The following is a 19,812-nucleotide window of genomic DNA, read 5'->3' on the forward strand; positions in this document are numbered from 1 at the left end:
CGATGTTCTGCACATTTTCCCATGTTCGCCTAGCTGCGGTACACGCCTGTGTGCCGCCCAACGAAGTTTCCATTATGGATGAGCTGGAATATTACGGCGGAAATCGCAAGAAGGTTGAACGCCTGCGCAGGGCCATAGGTCTGAATACCCGTCGTATCTGCCCGGAAGGCGTGACCGCTTCGGATTTGTGCTTTCAGGCGGCAAGCGAACTCCTGGACAGCACCGGCATACGGCGTGAAGAGATTGATGCTCTGCTTTTTCTGAGCCAGACGCCGGACTATCAGATGCCCGCCACATCCTGTGTTCTGCAGGACAGACTGGGGTTGTCGCGGGAATGCGCGGCCATCGATCTCAGTCAGGGCTGCTCCGGCTATGTCTATGGGCTCTGGATGGCGGCCAGCCTCATATCTTCCGGGGCCTGCAAAAAGCTGCTTTTGCTGGTGGGAGACGTCTTTCCTCCGCGCAATCCCGCCAACCGGGTGGTAAGCCCGATATTTGGCGACTGCGGGACGGCCTCACTTCTGCTGCATGAAACATCCGCTTCGGATATTGCCTTTGCGCTGGGCACGGACGGCAGCGGCCATGAACTGATCGCCATGCCCGCCGGACGCGCGCGCCGTCCCCTCTCGCTTGATCGGACTAACGATGCTGAACTCTATGAGGACATATTTGACGCTGACGGAAATCCCTGGCGGATGCTCCAGCCCTATATGAATGGACGCAAGATTTTTGATTTCAGTTTGCAGGTGGTGCCTGACCACATCAAAAGCTTTATGGAATCCGCCAAGGTCAGCCCCGCGCAGATTGATTATCTCTTTTTACATCAGGCCAACGGTCAGATAGTGGAAAGTGTAACCGACAAGGCGGGTTTTCCCCTTTCAAAAGTCTGGAGCGAAACTTTCAGCCGCTACGGCAATCTGGCCTGTGCCTCCATCCCGGCAAGCATTTGCGACCGGCTGGGCGGAAGCAGACAGGCGCGTGGGCGGATGCTCCTCTGTGGTTTTGGCGTAGGACTTTCATGGGCGTCCTGCCTCGTTCCAATAGCGGGCCTGCATGTGGGGCCAGTGACAGATTACCAGGGCAATGCGTCAGAAACGTATAATGCCGACTACCTGGCCCATTGGCAAAAAATTTTTTGCGGCAAGGAGGACAGTTGATGGAGATTAAAGAACTTTTACTGGAATGGCAGGACGTATTGCAGTGCGATGTCCCCTTGTGTGCCGGAACAATCCTGACCGAGCTTGAAGAGTGGGATTCCCTTTCTCAATCGGGCATGGCGGCGTTCTTTGACCGTAAACTGGGAATCCGGCTCTCTTCAGACGAAATTGCCAAGTGCCGCACAGTGCGGGATTTGCTCGCTCTGGCAGGAAAAGCATGACCCTGTTTTCACGGGAGCAGTATATCCTTGTTACCGGGGCCAGCTCCGGCATAGGCCGGGCCTGCGCCATGCTGTGCAACCAGCTTGGGGCCAGTGTGATAGCAGGCGGGCGCAATGAGGAACGTCTGGCAGCCTCGCAGGCTCGGTGTGCAAGCCCTGCGCACTGGCATAATGAGGTCAGGGACCTGGTGGCCGACCTTGAGTCCCTGCCGCGATGGGTTGCCGGTTTGCGGCAGAAATACGGCAGGCTTTGGGGCCTGATTCATGCCGCCGGTGAAGGTCGTTTGGACAGTATCTCCTACTTTGAGCTGGCTGAGGCCAAAAGTCACCTTGAGCTGAATTTTCTTGTGCCCATGCAGATCGCCAAGGGCTTTTCGGACAGGCGCAATTTTGCCAGAGGGGGAGCCATGCTTTTTCTCTCCTCGGCTTCAGCGGTCTATCCGGAGAAAGGACATTGTCTCTACGGAGCCGCCAAGGCCGCTCTGGCCACAGCCATGAAAACAGTCAGTCAGGAAATGGCGCATAAAGGCTTGCGAGTGCACTGTCTTGCGCCTGGCTGGGTACGCACGCCCATGCTGGATATGGCCATAGAACATATGGGTGAAAGCTACGAAACAAAAGAGAAAGCCCGTTATCCACTGGGTTTTGGCGAACCGGAGGACGTCGCCTGGATGGCGGCCTTTCTTCTTTCAGACAAGGCACGCTGGATCACCGGCCAGAATTTCGTGCTGGGCGGAGGGTGCTACTGATGGGGGTGGTTATTGTCGGCAATTCCGGCGCTGCGCGGGAATGTTACTGGCTCTTGCGGGTGGCACGGGAGGCGGATGCGGCGACGCCCCCCTTCAAGGGGTTTCTGGCCTGGCAGGGCTATGCGGGGCAGCTCTGCGAGCTGGCCCGGTTTTCTCTTGGCAGTTCAGAGGACTACCAGCCGGCTCATGACGATCTGTTTGTTATTGGCATAGGCAAGCCCGCATTGCGGCTGGCCGTGTATACTTGGCTCAAGGCTCTCAAGGCCAGCTTTTATACATTGCGGCATCCCAATGTATATGTCTGCCCCTCAGCCACGGTGGGGGAGGCCAACATCTTTCAGCGGGATTGTGCCGTGCAGGCAAATGCAAGCATAGGTAATGCCAATTTCTTCAACGGCGGTGTGATTGTTGGTCATGATGCTGTCGTTGGCGACGGCAACACCTTCAATCTTCATACCGGCATTTCGGGTCATGTCAGGCTGGGCGACGCCAATCAGGTGGCTCCATGGTGTCTCTTTCTGGAACACGTAAAGGTGGGCAACTGGAATGTTTTTGCTCCGGGTACAGTTGTCTACAAGGGCTGCAAGGATCACTGCCTGATGACCGGAAATCCGGCACTGATAGAAAAACGCTATCCATCGGTAAAAGCGGAAGGGGGTAGCCGTGTCTGACACGCCTCGCCTTTCGGTCGTTATCCCCATGCGTAACTGCGCTCATTGCGTGTGCGCCATGCTGGATAGTCTGCTGGCCCAGAATATTTCCATGCAATTTGTGTTGATTGACGACGCTTCGGAAGACAACACAATAACCCGTGTGGAGGATTGGAGCAGACGTAACAATCAGCCTGTGGAGATAGTGTGCAATAAGGAACAGATGTTTTCGTACAGGTCGCGCTTGAAGGGGCTGGCTCTGGCCAGCGCGCCTGTTGTCTGGTGCATGGATGCGGATGACATTGTACCGCCCAACGCCAATATTCAGGCCGCTCTGGTCATTATGGAACGAGAAAAGCCGGATATTCTGCACGGCAAGGCATGCGGGGTGATGCCCGGCGACACCATACAAAAGCCGTTACCCTGGACAGAACCGGTGGCCGGACATCTGACAGGCAGTGAAATTTTCAGCACCTTTATGGCCCAGGCCTATCCGCCCGCCATACTCTGGAACAAGTTCTTCTCGGCCCGCCTGGCCAAGGCCGTGCTGACCGCCGCGCCTGACATTACAGTGCGCTATTTTGATGTCAAGTTCCTTGGTTTGCTCTTTCTTTTATACGCGCAAAGCTATACGGCCTGTAACGAGCTGATGTATGAATACAGGATGCGCCCCCATCGTCCCGCATGGCTGTATGCCCGTCAGGTGGATGCGCTTCTGTTGCTGGAGGAAAAGCTTACCAGACAGGTAGAGCGACACGCCCCGAATCATCTGGATGCGTTCCTCGCCTATTGCCGACGCCGCCTAGTCATCCAGACAGGGCATCTTTCCCTCATGGCTGAGGCCGAACTCAGGCAAGTCTTGGAGCAGGAACATAGTCCATGCGCCTGGCTCGAGGAAAACATTCTGACCAATCTCAGCCGCAAACAACTACATCATGCCCTGTGTGTTTCCCTTGCGGATAACACGACCAAGCTTCATGGATGGGTTGAGGATCTGTTACGTATCCATGCCCTGGGAAGTTCGTTTTTTCCCTGCCTGCCTGATCCCTCCCTTCTGGGGGCCTTGAAGCTTGCCGTGCGCGAGTGGCTCTGCCGGGACTTTACGCCCACAACCTGCCGACGCATTGCCCAGTGCGGTATGCGCCTTGGCTTACGCCTGGCAAAGTCCGAACTTGATCGCGAAGAACTTGCAAGCAACCTTTCCGATGACGCCGCTCTGGCTCTGCTTCTAGGTAACGCTCAACTGGCGCGGGCAATCACGGCCATCATGGCCCCGGATATTGATATTACCAGGAAGGCAAACTGACATGAATAACGCCTCACAAAAACGCCGTGTGGCCCTGACCGTAGACGTGGAAGCCCATCCCATCCGGGCGGCGCAGGATCATGTCAATCGCCTGATCTGGGGACGGCAGAACGGACACGAGGCGGGTATCCAGACCATGATGGATATTGCCGATCGCCACGGCGTACCCATGACCTTTTTTCTGGATTACCCCGAAGCCGAGCTGTACGGCGAGGACTTGTTGGACGTGGGGAGGGAGATCCACCGCCGGGGGCATGACCTGGAGCCGCACTGCCATGCGGAATATCTGATGAAACGACTGTTCGGTCTGGACGGTATGTGGGCCGTTCGCCTGCCCACAGCCACGCCGGAACAATCCCGGGCCATTGTAGATGCCTGTGTGAAGCGGCACGTCGACATCACCGGAACATTTCCCCCGGCGTACCGCAGCGGGGCCTATCTTATCGGCCCCCATTATCTGGATGCACTCAAGCAAAGCGGCATCCGTCTGGATGCCAGTTACAATCTGTTCTGCCCGGAAAACCCTTTCAACCTTGGTCTGCGCGGCCCCTTCATGTGGCAGAACGGCCTCTGGGAAATTCCTGTTCCGCTTATTCCCTATTTTCAAAAAGCCAACCACCTAGTGGCCTGGAATTTTAACTTCAAGGGATTTCTGCGCTCTTCAGTAGCCAAGAATGTGGTCTTGCACAAAAAATTTCTGGATACATGGTTCAAGCGGCACGGCGACGACGCCATCGCCACTTTGGTTATGCATTCGTGGTCGTTCTGGCAGATGGATGCAAAAGGTCATATGAGTATGCCCCTTGAGGGCTATGAAGAGCTTTTTGATGCTTTGCTGTTTATGCTCAAAGACAATTTTGAAATTGTGAATCTTGGGGAACTGGCAAAAAACGAAAACTCGGATACGCGCCTTGAAGAAGTCAGTCCGCTGGAAGTAACAGGCCATTGCCCGGTCTGCTACGAACCAGTCATTCATTTTCAGGACTACAATAACGCGCCAAAACGCCAATGTCCATTCTGCAAGTCTGTGGAACGCCAGCGTACCCTGGTGGATCTTGTCTATGCCGGTGCTTTGGGGCCTCATGTTTTTACCGGTAAAGATATTTTGCATATAGCACCGGGGTGGCCCGAACGCCTGCTTTTACGACGTATGTTTGAATGCCGCGTTAATACATTGAATATTCAGCCCGGTTGCGACATCCAGGCTGACATTCAGAATATGCCTGAAGTGGCGGACAATTCCTTTGATATTGTGCTGGCCAGTGAAGTGTTTCGTCATGTCAAAAATCTGGATGCCGCGTTGAAGGAAATTGCCCGTGTGCTGCGCCCCGGCGGCCTTCTGCTCTGTTCCGATTGCCTTGAAAACGCCGATTACGGCCGCGAAATAACAGACGAGGCGGAACAGATTTCCTGGTACGGCAAGGAAAAGCTGGATACCTACGGCATTGGCGATTTTCGCCGCTTTGGCCGTAAAGACTGGGAAGAGGCGTTCAAACCCTATTTCTACACACGGCTCTTCAAAGTTGATGACAAAGCCACAGGTTCACCCGCTTGGTGGCTGGCCTGCACACCCCAAAAAGAGAGGTATGCCCCTTGCGTCGCATAGCCATTACCGTGGATGTGGAGGCTCATGATTTTCGTGCCAAAGATCATCATATCGATCGCTTGATTTGGGGACGGCAACAGAACCGTGAACACGGCATCGGCAAAATGATGGACATTGCCGACCGCCACGACCTAGCTCTGACGTTTTTTGTCGATTATCCCGAAAGCGAGGTATACGGAGAAGAATTTCTGAATGTGGCGCGTGAAATACGCCGGCGCGGTCACGATTTGCAACCGCATTGCCATGTTGAGTATCTGGGGAAAAAGCTCTTTGGTAATTACAATCCCGATGCCGTGCGCATCGGCAATGTCTCACGGCAACAGGCAGACCGTATGGTGGAATATCTGGTTGACTGCCATACGCGGGTCACGGGTTCCGCACCACTGGCGCACCGCAGCCGAGGCTATGAATTAAGCGCGCCGTATCTGGACTCACTTAAAAATGCCGGTTTTACCCTTGATGCCAGCTATTCCCTGTCCTGCAAACGTGATCCCCTGCGCTTAGGGCTCCGTGGGCTTTTCCGTTTTTCCAATGGTCTGCTGGAAATACCCGTGCCGTTTGTTCCCTACTTTCAAAACGCAGGGCCGCTGATTCCCTGGAACTTCAATCACCGCTGCTTTCTCACGCCTGACATTGAAGAAAACCTGCGACGGCATGAGACTTTTCTGGACTCTTGGTTCAAACGGCATGGTGACGATGCTGTTGCTACCCTGATCATGCACTCTTGGTCTTTCTGGGGAATGGATGACGGGGGCTTTTTTGCCATTCCCAACGATGCCAGCCTTGAACTTTTTGAACGACTTCTTGGCTTTCTCAAAACGAAATATGAAATTATCGCACTTGGCAAGCTAGCTAAAAACGAAGATGTGCGTTGCGCCCAGAAACGCGTGGACGCCAGCCTTATTGTCGAACATTGTCCCATCTGCTACGAGCCGGTCAGCCATTTTCAAAACTACAATAGCAATTACAAGCGCCGTTGTCCCTTCTGCGGCTCTGTAGAACGTCATCGTACTCTTGTAGATCTTCTCTATAACGGAGCCTTTGGACCCCAACTTTTCCATCAGCGTGACATCCTGCACATCGCGCCCGGTCGCCCGGAAAAATTAGTGCTACGCCGCATGTACCAGCCGCGCGTAACCACGCTCAATATTCTGCCGGGATGCAATATTCAGGTCGATATTCAGAACATGCCCGAACTGGCGGACAATTCCTTTGATATTGTGCTGGCCAGTGAAGTGTTTCGTCATGTCAAAAATCTGGATGCCGCGTTGAAGGAAATTGCCCGTGTGCTGCGCCCCGGCGGCCTTCTGCTCTGTTCCGATTGCCTTGAAAACGCCGATTATGGCCGCGAAATAACAGACGAGGCGGAACAGATTTCCTGGTACGGCAAGGAAAAGCTGGATACCTACGGCATTGGCGATTTTCGCCGTTTTGGCCGTAAGGACTGGGAAGAAGCGTTCAAACCATACTTTTATACACGGATATTCAAGGCGGATGACAAGGCCACGGGCGATCCCGCCTGGTGGATGATTTGCGTACCCAGAAACGCCGGTGCAGATTCTGCCCTGATGTTGAGCGCGCCGTTACTGGCAAGCAATGCTGCAAGAATCCTTCTGGACGCCAGTGCCGCCCCCATACGGTACTTCCTGCCTGATTTTCAAGACTGGCCAAGCTATCGTAGCAATTTTGTCGCACAAAACCTGGACTGGCTTAAGGAAGCCATCTTCATGTTACAGTTTACACCTATTTCGCAAGTACGTACACCGAAAGCGAGTCCGGAGTTTCCGCCTCGCTATCCTTCGCATATTCACCCCTATCCTTTTCAGTCTTTTACCTATCTGCTGCACGAACTTCAAACAGATACAAATTACGGCGACAGTACCGCTTTACAGAGATTAAGCCGCGAAATTGAACGTTGGATTGATGCTTATGGGTTTTCATCGTGCTCATATGCCTGGGACAGACATACACGATGGATGGTCTGGCATGATACAGCTACTGGATTAAGACTTGACTTTATGGCCTATATATTGTTGCGTATTTTGCCATTACCAGAATATTCAGATGAATTCATTGAAAAAATTTTTCGTTCAGCAATAGATCATTTTCTCATTCTCTGTGCTGAACATTTTTTACAGAAACAGTCTAATCATGGTATCATCCAGATGGTTAGCCTGCTTGCCTTCTGTCGTGGAATGCAATTTCTTGATTGCATGCAGGAGGCCGCACACCTTGCCTCTTGGCGCCTGCACAGGATGTTCACAACTCTTGCCACAGACGATGGCATGTGGAAGGAACATTCCCCTAGTTACCAGGCCTTCATGGTTTGCATGCTGGATATGGCACAGGCTCTCCTAGCTGGGACTCCATGTACACTAAAAAATTATGAATGTAAGATGCGCAATTGTCTGGCCTGTTTTATTAAACCAGATGGCAATCTTGTGGAATTTGGAGACACAGAACCCAAGCTTTACCCCCTCATAAAACCTGTTGTTGCCCAAGCCATATCTTCCTGCGATCCTTTACAGGATATTACTCTTCTTTCAGAGTCCGGGTATGCTTTTTTGCGTATTCAATCAGGCCATGCCAAGCCGGAAAAAACCTCATTTTTAACCATGTGTGGTGCATTTCATTCTATAGTCCACAAGCATTGTGATGATTTGAGCTTTATCTGGAGTGAAGGAAAACAAAATTTGCTTGTGGATTCCGGCATGCAGTCCAGCTACAAAGGAGTTCTTCATTCCGGCCCTCTTTGGGAAAAAGGCTTTTATTATTCTAGCCCAAATTGCGTTTATGCGGAGTCCGCCCATGCCCATAATGTGGTGGAAATCAATGGCCAAACATGGTCACGACGCATTACACCTTATGGGATATTGCCTTTGCAAGGGCGACAGCTTTCAAAACTCCACTGGATTTTGGAAGGACAATGGCAAAGACCCGAGGGATTCCTTCAAATACGAAAACTGATTTTTTCACCCGGACGTTGGCTGTTGGTTCTGGATGAACTTGCTCCTATGAACAACAGTGAAAAAGAAAGCAGTTTTTCACAGTGGTTTCATTTTGATCACAGCCTTGATGTTGCTGAGCGCCATGCCGGACTCACCATAATGAAGTTGCCGGACAGTACACTGTTGCATTGTCATAGTTTTCAAGCAAACAAGCAAAGTTTACATAAAGGTGAATTTGCTCCGCGCCTTCAGGGTTGGCAAGCGGTAGAAAGCAGCGATAAACTTGAGTCAGCTTGGACATTGGGCATACATCATAAAGGAGGTTCAACGAAATTTGAGACGCTATTTTCACTTGTTGGATCGTGTATAATGTTACAAAGATATAGTAACATAATTCACTTACAGTTTGATAAAAACGAACAAATCGAGAAATTTGCTATCTGAACGAACAACAAGAAGGCTTTGCAATGAATTTTCCTTTGCCAAATTTTGGATATAACTCTGTCTACAAAGTATTTAATGGTATTGATCTACGGCAGACAAGCCTTTGCCCAAACAAATGCGTTATGTGTGCAAAAGCACAAAAAGGGCATCAACATCAGACCATGTCAATGGAAGACTTGCATTTTGTACTTGATATATTTCCTGATTATAAAGGTGGAGTCTGGCTATTAGGATCCGGTGAAGTTTTCATGCTTGAAAATTTACCGGAACGCGTAGCTATTATAAAAAATGCATGGCCTGAATGCACAGTTCATACATTAACAACATTCAATATTTTTCATGGTCAGAGCTGGCTTGCAGAACTTTTCAAAGCTGGTTTGGATGACATTTATGTTTCATGTTACGGTTATACAGAGGATGATTATCATAAAATACATGGCGCGCCGCTTTTCTCTGGTCTCATGCAAAACATAGAAGCTATTGGGAAATTACAACCTGAGATCGGCAATAAAATTCATTTCAAATATCTCAATGAGATGGAACACCTTTTTGGTGTACGCAATGCCGATCAAAAACAAAAAAAATTTATGGAAACTGTGGCTCGTAATCACATAAGCCATTTTGAAGCGAGTGATGTATTTCCTTGGAACAAAACAATTCCCCCAAATGGCAAATCTCTGTGGGAGCTGCCTTCACCATGTTCAGTTGTATGGGGAGGGACAACGGCATCTTGGATTTACATATTAGAAAATCTTGATGTCGTTCCTTGTTGTTTGTTCATAGAAGATGATTTTGTTTTGGGAAATTTACGTAAAAATAGCTTGGAAGAAATTTTTACCGGTGAAAAATTTAGATTTTTCTATGAATCATGGTGGGCTATGCGGCCAGATAAAATTCCTGTATGCAACACCTGCCAAGCTTATAGCGCATTTCCTTCTGCTGACGAGCTTGCCCGCATGGCCGCATGGCAGGCCAGAGAATTGCGTGGCCAGAAAGTGATTTTCTGGGGGGGGGGGGAGGCCTACCGTGCCTACAAGAGCTTTTTCGTGGAATGCGAACCAGTAGCCATACTTATGGATACTCCCGCAGACGCTGGGCAAAAATACATTGACGGTATCCCTGTCCATCACCCTGATGCCTTTCTGCCCACCCTCACAGAACCTTTGCCTCTGGTGATTTTTGCCATGCAAAAGGCTAGTCCTCGGATTTTGCAAACGCTGAAAGAAAAATATGCCTATTACAAGCCTTCCAAACTGGTCATCTGCCCGGCTAATGCACAATTGCGCCCAAGGGTGGAACCTTTTTTTCAAGACTGAACGATGGCAAAAATAGTGATCATTGTAGGCACCAGACCTGAGGCCATCAAACTGGCTCCGCTTGTTCAGGCGTTTGCCAGCCAGCCTGGCATGCAGCCCCTTGTCTGCAATACCGGACAGCATGAACAGCTCTGCGGTGAAACCTTGGCCTGGTTTGGCATCAGGGCCGACGCAAGACTGGATGTCATGCGTCCCAACCAGAGTCTTGCCGCCCTGCAGAGCAGGCTTCTGAGAGAACTGGATGCGTTTCTGGATAGCTCCGGGCCACAGGGCGTCATTGTGCAGGGCGATACCATGAGCGCCTTTTGCGGCGCTCTGGCCGCCTTTTACCGCCATATTCCCGTTTTTCATGTGGAGGCGGGCCTTCGTTCTTATGATTTGAATGAACCTTTTCCGGAAGAAGCGCTGCGTCAGATGTTGGCGAGGCTGGCAAGCCTTCATTTTGCCCCCACACAGGCCGCAAGGGCGGCCCTTAGCGCCGAAGGGGTAGCGGAAGAAGTCATCCACATTACCGGCAATACGGTTATCGATGCCCTCCAATGCCTGACGCCGGAAGCCCTTGCCAGGGCAAAGGAACAGCTTGGGGCGGCGCTCGCCAGCCCCCTGGTGCTGGTCACGGTACACCGACGGGAAAATCATGGTTCGCGCCTGAAACAAATTCTGCGGGCGGTTCACATCCTCAGTGAGCAATACCCCGCCTGCCACTTCATTCTGCCGGTACACCCCAACCCCAATGTGGGAACGGTCGTGCGGCAGGCCCTTTCAGGGCTGTCAAACGTCATCCTCACAGCCCCCCTGAGCTATCCGGAAATGGTGCTGGTCATGCAACACGCCGTTCTGGCTCTCAGCGACAGCGGCGGCATTCAGGAAGAAGCGCCCAGTTTCGGCCTGCCGGTTCTGGTGCTGCGCTATGAAACCGAGCGCAAGGAGGGACTGGAACTGGGGCTGGCCAAACTGGTGGGCGCGGAGACGGAAACCATAGTAAACGAGACGCAGGCTGTGCTGAACAGCAGCCAAAACCGTCAGCCCCCCTTTATTAATCCGTATGGAGACGGACAGGCCAGCGGGCGTATTGTGAACATTCTTCGACGTTACTTTCAGGAGCAATAGATGGATCGCGGTTTTGAGCTTTATATGGGGCATACCGGCAATGCCTGGAGCCAGAACGCCGCGCGCCGCCGCGCGGACTGGCTGTGCGAGCAGGCTCGCGGCCGTGTGCTGGATGTGGGCTGCTCCCAGGCGCTTCTGCCCTGGCTTCTGGGGCATCGGGGCCTGAATGTCACCGGCGTGGACATGGACAGGGAAGCCCTGGCCTGGGCCACGGAAAAGCTGGCGACAGCCGCGCCCGAAGCGCAGGCTAATATCAGGCTTGTCCGCGAAGACTTTCTGCACTTTGCCCCCGGGGAGCTGTTTGACACCATTGTAGCCGGCGAATATCTGGAGCATCTGCCGGACGATATGCTGGACAGGCATCTTGCGCATATGGCCGAACTGCTTGCACCGGGCGGGCGTCTGGTGGTGACGGTACCCCTTGGCCTGCATCCTCACCCTGACCACGAACAGGTTTTTCTGCCGAGCAGTCTGGCCGAAAAACTTGGCGCGTATTTTTCTCTTTTGGAAATGGAAGTGGAAGACGCCTATCTGCGCTGCCTCTGCGATACTTCCGAACCTCGCCGCGCCCCCGATGCCGAGCTGCTGGCGGAACTTGCCGAAAAGGGCATCATCCAGATTCAGCGGAAAGCCGACGCGGGCAAACGCGCCACAAAAATTGCGGAGCTGAAAGAAGCCGGCAAGTCCGTTGGCGACGAGATAGCCCTGTATCTGCGCGAACGTCCGGCCGAAATGCCACGCAATGCCCTGGCGCAGAAGCTGGCCGCCAGGGGGCTTGCCGCGCCCTTTGTGTATGATCGCTATCTTTTCCAGACGCTGAATGAACTATATGCGGAAACGCCGCTTGTTCCCCAGCCGCGCGAAATTTCTCCCAAAAGCCTGTTCGCCCAAGCCGATAGCCGCGTGGACTATCTGCAAAAACACTTTGGCGACATGACAGGCGCAAACTGCCTTGAAGTCGGCTGCGGGCGCGGCGAAACGTCCGTACGTCTGGCCGAGCGCGGCAACTGCCGGGTGACGGGGGTGGATGTCAATACATACCCCGAATGGCCTGAACGCCAGAGCGATAGCGTACGCCTTGTGGAAGTGGATTTGACGGAACATGCTCCGTTCGCGCCGGGCAGCTTTGACTTTATCATGTCCTTTGCCGTGCTGGAACATGTGCAAAAGCCGCTTGCCATGCTGGATGCCATGTTTGCGCTGCTCAAACCCGGAGGGCAGGTGTATTTGACGGCCAACCTCTACCGCGGCCCCATGGCCTCGCACCGCTACAGGGAAGTCTTTTTCCCTTGGCCGCATCTGTTGTTTGATGATGACGTTTTCATGCGTTTTTACAAGGATAAAGACGGACGGCGCGGCGTCACGCCCGCCTGGGTCAACAAGCTCACGCACCTGCACTATCTGAACAAGGTGCGTGAACTGGGCTTTGAGATTCTCAAATGCACCTATTCCACACGTCCTTTTAACGAGGATTTTTACGAGTGTTTCGCGGAAAAACTGGGCCGTTACCCTAGGGAAGACTTGGAAAAGGATTTCATCAACCTCCGGCTGCGCAAACCGGAAGAGCGAATACTGTGCTAATCTCCATCTATCTGGGGTGGGCAGGCATAACTATATCATCTTTTATGATTCTTGTACTATGCCTTTTTAAGGATAAATATTATGCTAAATATGATACTATTTTCATAGTAAAACATGATATTTTATTGCAAGGAATAGACAAATATTCTGAAATTATTCATGACAGGATATATTATATAAAAAACAAAAGTTTATACTATATACAAAAAAATAAAATAATTTTAAATCAATATAAAGAAAAAAAGACATAACGCCTGAAGGTGACATAATAAGCATGTTCTCATTTAATGATAAGCTGTATATTTTAATACAAAATAGTAAAATTAACCTCAAGCTTTATCTACTTTTATGACTCTGAAGACTCATATTCACTCCGCCCCCTTGCTGCGCTCGTGGGATATATCTGATTCTCCGGGCCATGTTTGCTGTATCGCCATGCGGGAAGACCTCATTCTTTTGCCATCCTTTCTGGAAGAGCATCCCAGGAGCAAAGTCCGCCTGTTGCTCATGCCGGATCTTCCCGCCAATAACCCGGAATACATACGCTTTTCCACCAGCGGTGGCATGGTCGCCATTCCGGTCTGCGGGTTGCAGGGCGTGGAGCGGGCCGCCAATCTGGAAAAAGTGATTCTCTGCCAGCCGGGGCCGTCGGGGGCCGTGGTAACGGCGATGCTCTGCCGCTGTCTGACGGCCTGCGGCGTGCGCGGCGTGTATCTGTACGCCGGGCGGAAGCGAGGCTTCGGCGCGCGGAAAGCCCTGCCGGATTTTTATGGCCAGAACGAAGCCGGCCTGCAAAAAGTCTATGGCCTTCTGGCGGACGAGGCCAGCCGAGAGGTGTACGCGGCGCGCATCAAGGCCTTGACGATGGGCGAGGCCGGGTATTTGCCGCTCTCCGCCCATCAGGAATATTATCATCCCCTGGTGCGGCCCCAATACGGGGACATCATGCTGGATGGCGGCGTGTCGGACATGGTGGGCGCTCAGATGCAGTTTGCGCAAAGTGTGGGAGAAACAGGGAGCATATTCGGCTTTGAACCCATTCCGGCTATGGCCGCCATTGCCAGGAAGAAACTGGCGGCTTTCCCGCAATATCATCTGCAAACCGCCGGGCTGGGCGAGAGCACAGGACAAGTCTGTTTCAAAAATCTGCGGGATTCCTCCCATATGGTTCTCAACCCCGATGCCGGAGATTCCATCCTGTGTCAGATGACAAGTGTTGACGACTTTGTGCGCGAGCATCGGCTTGGCCGGATAAACTGCATCAAACTTGATGTGGAAGGCGCGGAAATGCTTGCCCTGGCAGGGAGCAGGCAAACCATTGTGAAACATCACCCAAAACTCATTATCTGCCTGTATCACAAGCCGTCAGATATGATTGACATTCCTCTTTTTATTCATGAACTTGTTAAAAATTATGCGCTGTATGTCGCGCACTCGTCATGCGTGTTTACAGATACTATTTTGTACGCTTATCCAATCCATGGTTGAATGCTTTTACGGATAGATGCACATGGTGAACTTCTGCTCCAGTCTTGTCCATGACATCAATTTTGAACCCACAGCCGTACAACCCTGTTGTGATGTGCATGGTGTGGAAGTGCCGCGTTTTCCGTTTATTGGTGGTAGGCTGGATATGGCGGCCTATGCGGCGCATATCGAAAAATCTTTTCAACGCTTGCAGGCCAGCGAGGACAAACTCTGCCGCAACTGCCCGGAACTCAAGGAGATTGCAGACAATAACGCCGGCAATATACGGATTCTTTTCCGGACGGTCAGCATCAATATGCACCGGCATCTGTGCAACTGCAAATGTGTGTATTGCAATTTGTGGCGCGGCAAGGGCAAGGGCTACCCCATCATGCCGGTTCTGCAAAGCCTGCATGAGCAGCATGCCTTGCACCCCCGGTGCCTTTTCAGCTGGGGCGGAGGCGAACCGAGCATCCTGCATGATTTTGACGAGGCCAGTCTGTGGATCAGGGAACACGGCTGGTGGCAGTATGTGCATACCAGTTGCCTGCGCTTTTCCCCCGCCATTGCGACATTATTGCATGAGGGACTCGGGGGCATCAACGTCAGCCTGGACAGCGGAACTCCATCCACCTATGAATGGGTAAAGGGTCTCAACGGCTTTGCCAAGGTTTGCGAAAATCTTGAGCGATACATGTCCGGCGCGCTCATACCCGACGATGTGCATCTCAAATACATCATCTTTGAGCTGAACAATAGCCCTGCGGAAATCAAGGCCTTTCTTGCGTTTTGCGCACAACTCGGCATCAGTAATGTGCAGTATTCCCTGAACTTTCAGGAGCTGAATGGCGCTGGCCCTTCACTGAAAACATTGCTCGGAGCGGCATTTTTTCAATTCCTGGCCACAGAAATGAACATGAAATGCGCCCCTTCCTTCATCCCTCCCAAATGGCAACAGGCCATTGACGAATTGCGGGTAGAACACTTTCCCGCATAACCGTGACGCCCGGCCGGGAAAAGTCCCGGTTCCCTTCTTCGTCCTTGTGGGCAAGCACATAGTCCACCAGTCCGCCGATCATGGCGGCTTTGGTTTTCTGAAAATTTCCTCGCCTAAATTTTGAGAGTTTTTACTTAAAGATAGATATAGCTTGGGCCTGGTACTTTCCAAAAAGAGAACCCTCAGCTACATAATGCCATAGCCTTAACGTCAAATCTACCATGCTCTTTTTCTTAGAAACAACTTTTGTTCTACGTGTAAATCTTCCTAAATGATGTCGTGTATTGCTGTTATTTTGCTCAATTGTAATCGTATGTGCTTTCCCAACAATATGCCGTTCCGATGGTAACACCTCGGAAAATGCCACCCAATGAACAGTATAAAATATGCAATTTGTTAAATGTTTCAACTTTTCATAGAGTCGTCGGAAAGTTGCAACATCACGATTACCGAGCACCCAGGCCACAGTTTTCCTTGTGCCGCGATCAACGGCTTTGATGATCCAAAGCTTGTTTTTTTTCTTTCTATAAAATGCCACATCTCATCAAATTCTATTTCTTTTATTTCTCCAGAAATCGATTGCTCAGGTAATTTTTTTCCCTCCTTGACTATCCATCGATATACTTGAGACGGCCACATATTGAATATTTTCCCCAACATATTGAAGGAAATTTTCCCCATAGAGTACAGAAGAATGAGCATTGCTTTTTTGGCGGCAATTGCATCACTTGTTCTACCATCTCCTTCAACAAAGTTAAATCCACATTCCTTGCAGCGATAGCGCTGTTTCTTTCGAACAAAACCATTTTTGACGATATGCGTTGAACTACAATTTTTGCATACTGACATATCCACCTCCTCTTAGAGGATTAAGTATATCTTATATCTATCTTTTTGTCAAAACTCTCAATTTTTTCAGAATCATGCCGTCTTGCTCAATGCCTCAATGGTCCGCCGGATTGACTGGAGCGTCCGATTCACTTCTTCCAGGCTTTTCGCTCTTCCCGCTACCCGAATGTCCGTACAATGATGCTTGAGCAGGCCCCCAAGCCGTCGCAGTTCCCGGATGGTCTGATCGTCCGTTCTGGCGATGATGGGCCTGCCTCCGAAGAGCAGTCGCCGCGTGTATTCGGAAACGGAGACTCCGGCTGTCGCGGCTTGCCGGGTCAGTTTTTCGTCTTCCGCCGCCGTGAGGCCACCGTGCGTCTGTGCTGAAATCTTGTGCCTCGTCCGCTGTTTTTCTTCATGGTCTTTCCGCCTTTTTGAGAGCGTGAGAAGCGAAGCGCCGAACGCTCCGGGGGAGTCCAGAGGCGAAGCCTTTGGCAGGATAGTAGCTGGCGTCAGACAGCTACCATCCTGTAAGGAAGAACACCCGACGCGGTTTGAAACCGCTTCATTTCTTTTTCCAGCGTGTATCCACGCGCTTCCTTCTCTCTTTTACGGCAAGCATAGCTGAAATTTTGTGTTGGTTTCCAGATAAAAAAGCAAAAAGACCATATTATATTTCCGTGAACATTCATCATACATTTTATAAGTGTTCATTTTGAAAGATGGTGATTGTCCATAGTTGTATGATTTCGTAATCATGCGTTCAATAACGTCCATTGTAGTTCAGAATATGGCTCTGGATGAAAATCCATGCGCCTGTCGCGCAAGAGGAGAGGATTGACCTGTGAAATGGCTTCAGGAAAGACGGGGAATTTTCATGGCAAAAGTGACGGACTGTCCGATGGAATGGACGGGAGCGATAAGGGAAGTTCGCACGCCGTGCCGCGTGGAAAGCGGACAGGTTCACTTGAAAAAGGGAGGGGGATAAATCGGGAAGGTCCGTAAAGGAGTGAGAACAAGGCTATACGCCGGACGGAATTAAGGGAGAGCCCAGCGCGATGCGCGACTGGGAATGGGTTCATGCGGGGCTCGTCGGAGGGCGCGCCTTCTTGCGATTCCGGCTCGGAGAAGTGCCGCTTTTCAGTAGAGCGGCGGGAAAGAAGAGGTGTCAGCGAAGAGAAAAAGGGGACGGCGGGGTCAGGAAAAGTTCTCAACCCCGCCGTCAGATTCCAGGCTGTTTGATTTTACGTTACGGACGGATAGTGGCCCGAAAACGGCCGTATGTTCCGCACAGGCCGGATTCCCTTTCTACCCGTACCATGCCCGCATAATGTCCATGCCGTCATAACCGGCGGCTCGCAGCTTCTCCCGATATGCCTCGCTCCAGCCCGTATCCTTTTCCGTGATCTGGGCGTTCTCGTCTATCTTTCCGATGGCGACAGTGGTGTCCATCTCTCTGGAAATGTCTTCCGTCTCGTCGGCCTGTTTTTCCACTCCGGCACTGTCAGATGACAATCGCAGTCTGTCGAGATAGTCGGCGTAATCCTGAACCATGCGCCGCCGTTCCGGCAGGTACTCGGCATAATTGTATGCGGCGCGGACGCCGTTGCGTTCACAGTGGGCAAGCTGCCGTTCTATCCAGTCCGCGTTATACCCAAGCTCGTTCAAAAGCGTGGACGCCATTGACCGGAAGCCGTGAAAGGTATGTTCGCCGGTGGCGCAGCCTATTTGCCGCAGGACACGCAACGGGCCTCCCCTGTACATGGGACCGTCGTTTCCCGCCCGGTTGCCCGGAAAGACAAATTGTCCCCCGCCGCTTTTCTTGTGCAGTTCCCGGAAAATCGCCAGGGCCTGACGCGAGAGGGGCACAATATGGATTTGCTTCATCTTCATCCGTTCCGCCGGAATGCGCCATTCCGCCGCCTCAAGGTCGATTTCCGTCCATTCCGCGCGAATCAGCTCGTTGGCGCGAACGAAAACCAGCGGCGCAAGACGCAGGGCGCGGGAGATGAAAAAGTTCCCCTCATAGGCGTAAACTTTACTCAATAATTCACCCACGGCGGCGGGTTCGGTAATGGCCGCATGGTGGCCATTGGCAGTGGGCGCGAGAGCGCCTCGCAAATCGGCGGCAATGTCATGTTCCGCCCTGCCGGTGACGACGGCATAACGAAAAATCCGCCCGGTATCGCGCAGCGCCTTGTGGGCAATGGTCAACGCGCCCCGTTCCTCCACTCGCCGGATCGCGGCAAGCAGTTCTTTCGGCGTGATGGCATTGATAGGACGCTTGCCGATGTGAGGGAAAAGATTTTCTTCCAGAATACGGATGACCGCCTGTTTGTAAGCGTTCGTCCACTGCCCTGAATACTTGGCGTACCATTCCCGCGCCACATCCTCAAAGGAATTGCGGGCCGCTTCCGCCGCCGCTTCTCTGGCTTGCCGCCGTGCTTCGCTGGGGTCAATATGCTCCCGCAGCAGCTTTTTGGCGTCTTCCCGTTTTTCCCGTGCCTGACGCAGGCTCACGGACGGATACGGCCCAAGGGAAATAAGCTTCTGTCTGCCCGCGAAGCGGTACGCCAGCCGCCATGACTTTTTGCCAGTAGGCGTGACGTAGAGGAACAAACCGCCGCCGTCCGAGTGCTTCTGGACCTTGCCGTTGGCCGTTACATGCCGTATGAAGGTATCGGTCAGCTTCATCCACCCACCTCCAGTATGGTGTTTTTTGGTACGGTTGGACTGACTGCTACCAACATATTCTTGAGAGATTCTTTTGCGACAAGGAATTACAAGAAATATGCCGGTAGCGGGAGGGACCGTCCCTCCCGGTTTCCCAGGGCCGGGGGTTGCACTGTCCGGCCTTGGGAAACGCCATCATTGACAGCCCCGATCTACCAAAAGACTACCAACGTGTCTACCAACGGATTTTCCGGATTCAGGGGGATTTTGGTGGGTGATATAAAGCAAATATGTCCAGTTAACATGCTGAAATTACATGCCAACTGGGCATGTTTGGATTTCTTGAAACTACTTGGGCAACTTCAAAATGAATTGCTCTATTGTCCCAACTCGCTTTTCAGCCAGGCCTTGATTTTCGGCGTGGGTTCGCTGATGCCGCGCCACGTGCCGTGGGCCTGCCGGTAATCCGGCAGCAGGTCGTCCGGCAGAGGCACGCTGATCAGGTCGTCGGCCCGCTCGGAATTGCGCCGCACCAGACGCACCACCGGGGGATCCTGCCAGCTGTCCACCACGAAATAGTGGGCCACGTCCTCTTTGGAGCGCACCGGCGGGTATTCGGCGTGCCAGTCGTTGTTGCCCCATTCCAGATACATGGTCACCGCGTGCTCCGGCGTGAGATTCCAATCTATATCATAGAGCGCGAAATCCTTCAGATTCGGCATAGCTACCTCCAGCGGCAAGTGTTTCTTTATCAATAAT

17 protein-coding genes are annotated in these 19,812 nt (G+C 52.1%); 12 read left to right on the forward strand and 5 right to left on the reverse strand.

The annotated features are described in order from the left end of the window. Positions 1–2: 2 nt before the first annotated feature. The 12 genes from FYJ44_RS04170 (at position 3) to FYJ44_RS04225 (ending at position 15,552) form a co-directional block, all read left to right on the forward strand. Positions 3–1,157 carry a 3-oxoacyl-ACP synthase III family protein gene (locus FYJ44_RS04170; RefSeq protein ID WP_154509450.1) on the forward strand — a complete coding sequence of 385 codons (1,155 nt, stop codon included), beginning with the start codon at positions 3–5 and terminating at the stop codon, positions 1,155–1,157. Further along, complete coding sequence (locus FYJ44_RS04175) at positions 1,157–1,378, forward strand: phosphopantetheine-binding protein (protein WP_154509452.1); 222 nt, start codon at positions 1,157–1,159, stop codon at positions 1,376–1,378. Before FYJ44_RS04170 ends, FYJ44_RS04175 begins: the two co-directional genes overlap by 1 nt. Further along, positions 1,375–2,127 (forward strand): SDR family NAD(P)-dependent oxidoreductase, encoded by a 753-nt coding sequence (locus tag FYJ44_RS04180; protein ID WP_229772488.1) that lies wholly within the window; start codon positions 1,375–1,377, stop codon positions 2,125–2,127. The genes FYJ44_RS04175 and FYJ44_RS04180 overlap by 4 nt, the downstream gene beginning before the upstream one ends. Beyond that, on the forward strand, positions 2,127–2,798 hold the full coding sequence (locus FYJ44_RS04185) for an LbetaH domain-containing protein (RefSeq protein WP_154509454.1): 672 nt from the start codon (positions 2,127–2,129) through the stop codon (positions 2,796–2,798). Before FYJ44_RS04180 ends, FYJ44_RS04185 begins: the two co-directional genes overlap by 1 nt. Further along, the gene (locus FYJ44_RS04190) at positions 2,791–4,083 is read left to right on the forward strand and encodes a glycosyltransferase family 2 protein (protein WP_195840948.1); all 1,293 of its coding nucleotides are present in this window, start codon (positions 2,791–2,793) and stop codon (positions 4,081–4,083) included. The genes FYJ44_RS04185 and FYJ44_RS04190 overlap by 8 nt, the downstream gene beginning before the upstream one ends. A gap of 1 nt (position 4,084) precedes the next feature. Beyond that, complete coding sequence (locus FYJ44_RS14575) at positions 4,085–5,689, forward strand: methyltransferase domain-containing protein (protein ID WP_229772489.1); 1,605 nt, start codon at positions 4,085–4,087, stop codon at positions 5,687–5,689. Further along, positions 5,677–9,081, forward strand: a complete 3,405-nt coding sequence (locus tag FYJ44_RS04200; protein ID WP_154509458.1) for a heparinase II/III domain-containing protein — start codon at positions 5,677–5,679, stop codon at positions 9,079–9,081. Before FYJ44_RS14575 ends, FYJ44_RS04200 begins: the two co-directional genes overlap by 13 nt. Positions 9,082–9,104: 23 nt before the next feature. After that, positions 9,105–10,397 carry a radical SAM/SPASM domain-containing protein gene (locus FYJ44_RS04205; protein ID WP_154509460.1) on the forward strand — a complete coding sequence of 431 codons (1,293 nt, stop codon included), beginning with the start codon at positions 9,105–9,107 and terminating at the stop codon, positions 10,395–10,397. A gap of 3 nt (positions 10,398–10,400) precedes the next feature. Then, complete coding sequence (gene wecB / locus FYJ44_RS04210; protein ID WP_154509462.1) at positions 10,401–11,507, forward strand: non-hydrolyzing UDP-N-acetylglucosamine 2-epimerase; 1,107 nt, start codon at positions 10,401–10,403, stop codon at positions 11,505–11,507. Further along, a complete protein-coding gene (locus tag FYJ44_RS04215; protein WP_154509464.1) occupies positions 11,508–13,088 on the forward strand; it encodes a class I SAM-dependent methyltransferase in 1,581 nt (526 codons plus the stop codon). It begins immediately after the preceding gene. A 708-nt stretch (positions 13,089–13,796) separates the two neighbouring features. Beyond that, positions 13,797–14,576 carry an FkbM family methyltransferase gene (locus FYJ44_RS04220; protein ID WP_195840949.1) on the forward strand — a complete coding sequence of 260 codons (780 nt, stop codon included), beginning with the start codon at positions 13,797–13,799 and terminating at the stop codon, positions 14,574–14,576. Positions 14,577–14,679: 103 nt separating this feature from the next. Beyond that, the gene (locus tag FYJ44_RS04225; protein ID WP_326833667.1) at positions 14,680–15,552 is read left to right on the forward strand and encodes a radical SAM protein; all 873 of its coding nucleotides are present in this window, start codon (positions 14,680–14,682) and stop codon (positions 15,550–15,552) included. 130 nt (positions 15,553–15,682) lie between these two features. Here the strand turns inward: FYJ44_RS04225 and FYJ44_RS14995 are convergent, their stop codons facing one another. The 5 genes from FYJ44_RS14995 to FYJ44_RS04240 form a co-directional block, all read right to left on the reverse strand. Then, complete coding sequence (locus FYJ44_RS14995) at positions 15,683–16,054, reverse strand: IS1 family transposase (protein ID WP_407643774.1); 372 nt, start codon at positions 16,052–16,054, stop codon at positions 15,683–15,685. Continuing rightward, a complete protein-coding gene (locus FYJ44_RS14580) occupies positions 15,958–16,401 on the reverse strand; it encodes an IS1/IS1595 family N-terminal zinc-binding domain-containing protein (RefSeq protein ID WP_229772490.1) in 444 nt (147 codons plus the stop codon). Before FYJ44_RS14580 ends, FYJ44_RS14995 begins: the two co-directional genes overlap by 97 nt. A 72-nt stretch (positions 16,402–16,473) precedes the next feature. Then, positions 16,474–16,968, reverse strand: coding sequence for a plasmid mobilization protein (locus tag FYJ44_RS15000; RefSeq protein ID WP_407643775.1), 495 nt, complete (start codon positions 16,966–16,968; stop codon positions 16,474–16,476). A 720-nt stretch (positions 16,969–17,688) separates the two neighbouring features. Further along, positions 17,689–19,074, reverse strand: coding sequence for a tyrosine-type recombinase/integrase (locus FYJ44_RS04235; protein ID WP_154509472.1), 1,386 nt, complete (start codon positions 19,072–19,074; stop codon positions 17,689–17,691). A gap of 356 nt (positions 19,075–19,430) precedes the next feature. Then, entirely contained in the window at positions 19,431–19,775 is a 345-nt protein-coding gene (locus FYJ44_RS04240) for a DVU0772 family protein (RefSeq protein WP_154509474.1), read from the reverse strand. Between the last annotated feature and the right edge of the window lie 37 nt (positions 19,776–19,812).

This window comes from Desulfovibrio porci (genome assembly GCF_009696265.1).
GTDB lineage: Bacteria > Desulfobacterota > Desulfovibrionia > Desulfovibrionales > Desulfovibrionaceae > Desulfovibrio > Desulfovibrio porci.

Coding starts and splice junctions, on each gene's coding strand:
- FYJ44_RS04175 (WP_154509452.1), top strand. CDS start 1,157: ATGGAGATTAAAGAACTTTTACTGGAATGGCAGGACGTATTGCAGTGC.
- FYJ44_RS04240 (WP_154509474.1), bottom strand. CDS start 19,775: ATGCCGAATCTGAAGGATTTCGCGCTCTATGATATAGATTGGAATCTC.
- FYJ44_RS04185 (WP_154509454.1), top strand. CDS start 2,127: ATGGGGGTGGTTATTGTCGGCAATTCCGGCGCTGCGCGGGAATGTTAC.
- FYJ44_RS04205 (WP_154509460.1), top strand. CDS start 9,105: ATGAATTTTCCTTTGCCAAATTTTGGATATAACTCTGTCTACAAAGTA.
- wecB (WP_154509462.1), top strand. CDS start 10,401: ATGGCAAAAATAGTGATCATTGTAGGCACCAGACCTGAGGCCATCAAA.
- FYJ44_RS14580 (WP_229772490.1), bottom strand. CDS start 16,401: ATGTCAGTATGCAAAAATTGTAGTTCAACGCATATCGTCAAAAATGGT.
- FYJ44_RS04235 (WP_154509472.1), bottom strand. CDS start 19,074: ATGAAGCTGACCGATACCTTCATACGGCATGTAACGGCCAACGGCAAG.
- FYJ44_RS14575 (WP_229772489.1), top strand. CDS start 4,085: ATGAATAACGCCTCACAAAAACGCCGTGTGGCCCTGACCGTAGACGTG.
- FYJ44_RS04215 (WP_154509464.1), top strand. CDS start 11,508: ATGGATCGCGGTTTTGAGCTTTATATGGGGCATACCGGCAATGCCTGG.
- FYJ44_RS04170 (WP_154509450.1), top strand. CDS start 3: ATGTTCTGCACATTTTCCCATGTTCGCCTAGCTGCGGTACACGCCTGT.
- FYJ44_RS04180 (WP_229772488.1), top strand. CDS start 1,375: ATGACCCTGTTTTCACGGGAGCAGTATATCCTTGTTACCGGGGCCAGC.